Source organism: Methyloceanibacter marginalis (assembly GCF_001723295.1).
In the GTDB taxonomy this organism is placed as follows: domain Bacteria; phylum Pseudomonadota; class Alphaproteobacteria; order Rhizobiales; family Methyloligellaceae; genus Methyloceanibacter; species Methyloceanibacter marginalis.
Window position 1 is genome coordinate 1 of sequence record NZ_LPWD01000227.1, and the last position, 1,192, is coordinate 1,192.

Consider the following 1,192-nt stretch of genomic DNA (forward strand, 5'->3'; position numbering starts at 1 on the left):
GCGCGCGCGCCGCCGCCGCAGGCGCAGTCGTCGTCGCACCGCCCGCGGTCGGCGTCCGCTCTTTGGCCGCAACAATCGGCGTGAAGGGTACCGGCTCCACGGCGTCCCAAGGCAACTGCTCTTGCGCGTTCGAGAACTTCGCGAAAGACGCTCTCTGCTTTCCGTCCTCTTTTTTTTCCGGACGGTTCCAGATCAGTTCCTGCGGGATCTCGCTCAGTCCCGCGAGGTTCGGCTCCTCCTTGCGCGGCGGCGCGATGGTCGGCATCGGCGCCAGAGCCATGGACAAGAGCCGGTTCACGGGCGTGGGCTCGGCGAACAGACTTGTTTGGGTCTTGGCTTGCGCAAATTTGGCGATGACCGTTTCGCCCCCGGGCCTGGCCTCCGTGACGGATTTCGGTGCGGTGCTGTCACCAAGAACCAAGAGCGCGCCGGCGCCAAGCGCAACCAGGGCTGCGCTTGCGGTCAGGACGGCCAGGCGCAAACGGCTCCCGGCGGTCAAGCGCGAAGGCCCGGTACGAATGCTACCGCCCTGTCCACGAGACGCCGCATGAGTTAAAAACCCCCTTCATCACCTGTTTACCATAGCCCCCGGGATAGGTCAGAAAAACGGCGTCGGGCTTCGCAAACCGGCGCGTTTCTGGGCTTTCGCCACGCCCTGCGGCAAGGTGCCCGGCGTGTCCGGGGGCCACACGCAGAGACTCAGAAGTGCTCGAACTTTTCACGCCCCGGTGGATAACGGGGATAATCGTCGCGTGGCTGATGCGTGGCGAATGCGGAGATGTATCCTCCTAAATGTGAGTTGGCCGGTTGTGGAAGGTGTCGGCGGAGAAATTCGAAGACACCGGGAAATGATCGAAAGGCTCGCAAGGGCAAGGCAAGCCCGAGGTCGTCCAGTGCCATGGGCGGCTGAAGGCGGCGGGAAAAGTAGACGCGGAGTACCACGGTCTGGCGGTTTCGCCGCAGTACCGTGCGGCAGGGCCGACAGGGTCCTTCGCGCCTCTGATCCCACCGCTAGCTGGTTCCAGCCTGGCCAAGGCAGGGGCCACGTCGTAGCAACGCGACGATAAATAAGGGCCGTGGTCAGGTCGCGGCGCCGGCTTTGTGGGCAACCATGGGGACAAAGCGCGTGACCAAGGGGCCGAAAGGTCCCGCGGCGCCGAGCCAAACGTCCGAACGGCGCGCGGATCGACAT

General features: G+C 64.7%; 1 protein-coding gene. It reads right to left on the reverse strand.

What is annotated here, in order from left to right; translation table 11 throughout:
• Positions 1-499 (reverse strand): hypothetical protein (locus tag AUC71_RS09080; protein ID WP_141701574.1); only part of this gene is annotated, 499 nt, incomplete at its 3' end.
• Between the last annotated feature and the right edge of the window lie 693 nt (positions 500-1,192).